8 protein-coding genes are annotated in these 5,288 nt (G+C 56.7%); 3 read left to right on the top strand and 5 right to left on the bottom strand.

Features of this window, described 5'->3' with window-relative positions; all coding sequences use genetic code 11:
• Window positions 1-184: hypothetical protein (locus tag WCJ41_RS19960; protein WP_336907593.1), on the bottom strand; the 184-nt coding region annotated here is incomplete at its 3' end.
• Window positions 185-660: 476 nt separating this feature from the next.
• Between WCJ41_RS19960 and WCJ41_RS19955 the strand changes: the two genes are divergently transcribed.
• From WCJ41_RS19955 to WCJ41_RS19945, 3 genes are all read left to right on the top strand, one after another.
• Window positions 661-1,008 (top strand): winged helix DNA-binding protein, encoded by a 348-nt coding sequence (locus WCJ41_RS19955; RefSeq protein WP_336907592.1) that lies wholly within the window; start codon window positions 661-663, stop codon window positions 1,006-1,008.
• Window positions 1,009-1,162: 154 nt separating this feature from the next.
• Window positions 1,163-1,588: a MarR family transcriptional regulator gene (locus tag WCJ41_RS19950; protein ID WP_336907591.1), complete on the top strand. Its 426-nt coding sequence runs from the start codon at window positions 1,163-1,165 to the stop codon at window positions 1,586-1,588.
• A 253-nt stretch (window positions 1,589-1,841) separates the two neighbouring features.
• Entirely contained in the window at window positions 1,842-2,159 is a 318-nt protein-coding gene (locus tag WCJ41_RS19945; protein ID WP_336907590.1) for a winged helix DNA-binding protein, read from the top strand.
• Window positions 2,160-2,246: 87 nt separating this feature from the next.
• Here the strand turns inward: WCJ41_RS19945 and WCJ41_RS19940 are convergent, their stop codons facing one another.
• From WCJ41_RS19940 to rplM, 4 genes are all read right to left on the bottom strand, one after another.
• Entirely contained in the window at window positions 2,247-2,828 is a 582-nt protein-coding gene (locus WCJ41_RS19940) for a hypothetical protein (RefSeq protein WP_336907589.1), read from the bottom strand.
• A gap of 181 nt (window positions 2,829-3,009) precedes the next feature.
• The gene (locus WCJ41_RS19935; RefSeq protein ID WP_336907588.1) at window positions 3,010-3,678 is read right to left on the bottom strand and encodes a hypothetical protein; all 669 of its coding nucleotides are present in this window, start codon (window positions 3,676-3,678) and stop codon (window positions 3,010-3,012) included.
• A gap of 239 nt (window positions 3,679-3,917) precedes the next feature.
• The gene (rpsI, locus tag WCJ41_RS19930; RefSeq protein ID WP_336907587.1) at window positions 3,918-4,409 is read right to left on the bottom strand and encodes a 30S ribosomal protein S9; all 492 of its coding nucleotides are present in this window, start codon (window positions 4,407-4,409) and stop codon (window positions 3,918-3,920) included.
• A gap of 2 nt (window positions 4,410-4,411) precedes the next feature.
• Complete coding sequence (gene rplM, locus WCJ41_RS19925) at window positions 4,412-4,876, bottom strand: 50S ribosomal protein L13 (protein WP_336907586.1); 465 nt, start codon at window positions 4,874-4,876, stop codon at window positions 4,412-4,414.
• Window positions 4,877-5,288: the final 412 nt, after the last annotated feature.

Genomic DNA, 5,288 nt, shown 5'->3' with positions numbered 1-5,288 from the left:
AGGTCACCGTGCCGGCAGTGAGTGCACTCATCACCAGCGTCGTGGGGCCAGCGCTGTGCCAGAACAGGTAGTTCCCGGCGAGTTCCCCCAGCACCATGGCGGGCACCGACTTCGCCCCCAGCAGCGAGGCGGACAGCACCCGCACCCCATGCGGCAGGAACAGCAGACTCGCGAATCGTATCACGTCAGGGAGAATCATCTCCTGAACTGGTGAGACAACCACAGCGACGACGATGTAGGACGCCATATAGATCGCGAACAGCACGGCACTGGTCGTTGCAAAATTCCGTACTTGCGAAGATGAGAAGGCAGTCAAAGCTTCGTCCCGGTTGGAGCCCTGCGCCTAAATTCTGACCACACCCGGGCCGAAGGCAAGCGGGAAGTTCCCCTTACGTTACAATATGCTATCAGGAGGTGTGCACCCAAGGAGAGCGCCTATTTGTAGGTGTCATTGCTGCAAATTCAGGCATGCTTGAAGATTTTTTAACGGCTTTCGGTCTGAATCCTGCCGCGCTGCAACATCAGAAGTTGTTGAGTTGCCAAAAAAACAATATAGTATAAATGGTAATAGTGATACTGATTGAGCTATACAGTTCGAACGATGCAATTAAGGGGACTTGAACTCACGGGGCAGCCTGGGAGGCCTCCACGAGGAAGACCATGAAGTATACAACGCTCCGCCAGGCCATCGTAGAAGCCGAAAAACAGCACGGACTGCACGAACTCGACTTCATGATGCGCGAACTGCTGCATGCCATTACCCATGCGCACGTCAACAACGAGCCGATGCGCGTGTCCCATTTGATGAGGAACTCGGCACACGGCACCTTCCCAACCATCAGCGCCAAGCTCAAGAAGTTGGTCGATGGCGGCTGGGTGGAGCGCCGCGGCGACGACCAGGACCGGCGGTCGGTCCTTCTGGAAGCGACGCCCAAGACACTCGCCACATTCGACCTGATATCGAACCTGATCGAGTCATCGACCGGGAACAGCGAACCAAGCTCCTGATTTCAGACGTAACTGGCGGCAATTCAGCCCGTCAGGCATGCATTTTGGCAGGGAATTCATACGGGTTTTCCCTTATTTCTCTGCGAATATACTGATTTACGTTTCGTGCACCGAGGCGTTTTGTCTGGTGTATCCCGTAAGAAGGTAGGTACTCATGTCCTACGTCAATCTGATTTCAGCCATATCGGCCGCCGAGAAAGAGCATGGACTCGGCGCGCTTGACGTCATCTCGAAGGAAATCCTCCAGATGATCGCCTGCGCATCCCTCACCCACGGAAAAATCCGGGTCAGTGATATCACCCGGGAAGGGCACTCCACCTTCCCTACAGTCATCGGCAGACTGCGCAAGCTCGCCGATGACGGTTGGATCACGCGCACCGAGGATCCGGAAGACAAGCGCGTCATGCTGCTCGATATCACGCCCAGGACCCAGGCGGTCTTTGACATGATCTATGACAGCCTCGATGCCCATCAACTCGGTGTCCAGCGCCTCAACTGCCAGGCATGCGCCGCAAATATGCGTGCACAGGCTTTCTCGGAGTTCGAGAACCGCCTTCGAGGTGCCCTCGGCCAAGCGTGATGGAACGCTGCATACCCTCGGCTGCCCCGCAATGGCAGATTGAATCCCACTTTTGCTCAACACGTCGTTGAGAAATGCGCGCGTTCTGCGTTAGTCGCTCCTGACGCATCACCAAACTGCGGGAAACACTCAAAACAGAGTGGAAGACGCAATTTATCTCGGGTGCCCTCTCGACAGTGGTGCGCGCACAGAATACCGTCACATATAATAATTCAAATCAATTTGAGATTACTGCCGGGCGGGAGCGTTGGACATGATGAAGTACATCGAACTGAAGGACACCATCGCTGAGGCTGAACGCAAGCATGGCGTACACAAGATTGATCCCACATCCAGGGAACTCCTGCAGACGATTGCCTCCGCCAACCTCTCGAGCACGAAGATCCGGGTTTCCGACATCAAGAACGAGCAGGTCTTTGGAACGCTTCCAACTGTTCTGACGCGGCTGCAGAAGCTGGTTGAAGCGGGTTGGATCGAACGCAAGGAAGATGCGGAGGACGGCCGGGTGGTGCTTCTTCAAGTCACCGCCAAGGCAAAGTCCATATTCAAGAAAATCTCCAAGGCACTTTGAGAGCAGTCAGACCGGGACAACGCCTAAAGGCATCGGCTCTCCGCTTCCAGCGCAACTGCTGCCCAGGCACCGCAGATGCCTCACTGCTTATTGCCTGCTGCTGCGTGATGCTGAACGAAACTTACGATAGGATCTGACAAGCAGCAGCCCCAGGGCGAGCACGAGAAAGCAGCCCAGGAAGTCGCCGAGCAGCATTCCCCAATAGGTCATGGCGACCTCGCTTGCGGGGCGGATATCAAACACGATCAGGTCAATGCCGAACAGGAACGGCATCACGATCGCCATCAGCAACGAGAGAAGCGGAAGATGTCGAGCACGCAGTCCCTCGAGGTTTGGGGATACTCCAAATAATCTGCGCGACATTTTGAGCACCAGCAAACCGCCAAAACCTGAAATCAGGGAATGTGCAATTGTGAATGCGATGCCAGGTGAACCGTATTGCGTCCAGACAACGATGGGGTGGGCAATGGCAATTCCTATGGCGCCCCAAACCCCGAAAATCAGCAGCAGAAGAAGCCTCAGGCCAGCGGGCAGATAGACCAGGTGAACGCCGGGTGCTTCCTTTACAAAATCGAAGCCGATTGCGTAGGCATAGGCAAAGGCCGCCCAGGACACGGCCGATATGGCGATCAGGATCAAGCGAACGGGCAGTTCGTCAGTCACCTTCATGAACACTGCACCGCGGTCCGCGCTCCCGTCTCTTCATCGCTTCGATATATGCGCAAGAGAAAATCTGGAAAAAGAAAGTGAATTTAATAAATCCAAGGCTTGCAAATGACAACCTCCATGGGTCCATCTGCAATGTCTTTTTGAATTTTGGAATCGTCGTTAAACAATTCCGAAATGCCATTTACTCATTTGTTGCAGCCACCCTGCCCTGATCACTGCAGAAGAAATGCGGAGAGTGCGCCACGCGTGAGATTGGCTGCCAATCAGCGCCCTGACCAACGAACGGCATGACATGTTTGGTCGCAATCATGATGGCGAGCAGTCCCGTAGTGTCACCTGTCACATATGCAGCGAGGATGGGCGTCACGTGTCCGACAGTCATGCCGCCTTCCATGATGGCGGTGACAAGGAAGGCATTGGCGGTCGATGCCAGAATCCCGGCCAGCAAAAAGACGTGAAACGGCGGCGGTTCGGATGTGACATTGATGTAGTACCCATTGATCCGAACATTCCGAAGACCTTCGAACACGAGCCAGGTGACAGTTCCGCTGGCAATGGAAACGGCGACCAGCGGAACGACGGAATCGATGCCCCAGAACCAGTAGTTGCCCAGCAACTCAGCGAGGTTCATTCCGGGGATCGCCATTGCGCCAACCAGCGACGTGGCAAGAACACGAATCCCGTGCGGCAGGAACAGCAGGCTTGCATATGCAGTGATTTCGGGAATCAAGGAGTGCTGCAGTGGAGTGGTGACAGCCCACACAAGGAAGTAAGTGAAAAAATAGATGCTGAATACCGCGGCAGTCGTTGCTGAGAAATTCTTGATCTGCCAAGCTGTCGGAAGCCACACGTGGTCGCCTTACGTCAAGTATCAAGGCCGTATCACTGTTACATTCCCTTATGGGGCGCAATAATTTTATCTAGATTCGTAAGGCACCTCTTTGCCGCAGCTCCGGCATTTCTACCGACCTCAACCACGCTCCCTGAAAGCATTCCACACTTTCTGGGATATGCTGGCTGGCACCAGAACGAAAAAGGGGCCGCCTTTCGGCAGCCCCTCTGAAAAAGCAGATGGAAATCTGCTGTGGCTTAACGCTTCGAGAACTGGAAGCTGCGGCGGGCCTTCGGGTGGCCGTACTTCTTGCGCTCGACCATACGCGGGTCGCGGGTCAGGAAGCCTGCCTTCTTGAGGGCGCCACGCAGCTCGGGCTCGAAATAGGTGAGCGCGCGCGACAGACCGTGACGAACCGCGCCAGCCTGGCCGGAGAGGCCGCCGCCGGAAACGGTGCAGTCGATGTCGAACTCGGTGGCGCGGTTGGCGGTCACCAGCGGCTGCTGCACGAGCATGCGCAGGACAGAGCGCGCAAAGTAGGTCTCGATCGGCTTGCCGTTGACGGTGATCTTGCCCTTGCCGCGCTTGATCCACACACGCGAGGTGGCGTTCTTGCGGCGGCCGGTCGCATAGGCGCGGCCGAGGGCATCGATCTTGGGCTTGAGGGGAGCAGCCGGTGCGGCAGCGCCGCCGGCCGGGGCAACGCCCATGGCCTGGCCGAGATCAGCGAGGGATTTGCGTTCAGCCATGATCAGCCTCTCACCGCATTCTTGGGGTTCATCGACTTGATGTCGAGCTTCTGGGGGCTCTGCGCGTCATGCGGATGCGCGGCACCTGCGTAGATCTTGAGATGCGTCATCTGCTGGCGCGACAGCGGACCGCCCGACATCATGCGCTTGACGGCGAGTTCGAGCACGCGCTCGGGGTACTTGCCGTCGAGGATCTTGCCAGCATTGCGCTCCTTGATGCCACCCGGATAGCCGGTGTGGTGGAAGTAGCTCTTCTGCTCTTTCTTCTTGCCGGTGAAGTGGATCTTCTCGGCATTGATGACGACGACGTGGTCGCCGCAATCCATATGGGGCGTGAAGGTCGGCTTGTGCTTGCCGCGCAGACGGTTGGCGATGATGGCGGCAACGCGCCCGACGACGAGATCCTCGGCGTCGATCAGCACCCAGTTCTTCACGATGTCCTTGGCTTTCGCCGAATAGGTTGTCATCTGACTGTCTCTGGTGTTACGGGGTCAAAGATAAGGGATGCGAAACAACGGTTCCGCACCCCGCTCAATGCCGGGCTGAATACGTTGACCCCCGTACCCTGTCAAGAAAAACCCCCGAAAAAAGCCGATTAATCTACTGTGGTATCATGTTACCGCTAGCGGGGCTCAAAAGCTGAATTCGCACTTCCCCCGCAATAAGCCATGCCCTAGAGTTTGCGCCAGCAGGGAAGCACAGATGACAGCTCGTATTTTCATGACAATTGCGGCCGTGGCAACACTGGCCGTGCCGGCCGCTCAGGCCGCAACCTCCGCCGACGCGATGCTTCTCGCCCAGGCGGCCACACCGCTGCCGATTCCGGCGGACAACACCACCTCCGGCAGCACGACCACCACGCCAGCAACACCACCTGCG

The sequence above is a fragment of the Aestuariivirga sp. genome, assembly GCF_037139295.1.
Lineage (GTDB): Bacteria > Pseudomonadota > Alphaproteobacteria > Rhizobiales > Aestuariivirgaceae > Aestuariivirga.
The sequence above is the reverse complement of the archived record's forward strand: the minus strand, read 5'-3'. Positions and strand labels throughout refer to the sequence as shown.

Coding starts and splice junctions, on each gene's coding strand:
- WCJ41_RS19945 (WP_336907590.1), top strand. CDS start 1,842: ATGATGAAGTACATCGAACTGAAGGACACCATCGCTGAGGCTGAACGC.
- rpsI (WP_336907587.1), bottom strand. CDS start 4,409: ATGGCTGAACGCAAATCCCTCGCTGATCTCGGCCAGGCCATGGGCGTT.
- WCJ41_RS19940 (WP_336907589.1), bottom strand. CDS start 2,828: ATGAAGGTGACTGACGAACTGCCCGTTCGCTTGATCCTGATCGCCATA.
- WCJ41_RS19950 (WP_336907591.1), top strand. CDS start 1,163: ATGTCCTACGTCAATCTGATTTCAGCCATATCGGCCGCCGAGAAAGAG.
- rplM (WP_336907586.1), bottom strand. CDS start 4,876: ATGACAACCTATTCGGCGAAAGCCAAGGACATCGTGAAGAACTGGGTG.
- WCJ41_RS19955 (WP_336907592.1), top strand. CDS start 661: ATGAAGTATACAACGCTCCGCCAGGCCATCGTAGAAGCCGAAAAACAG.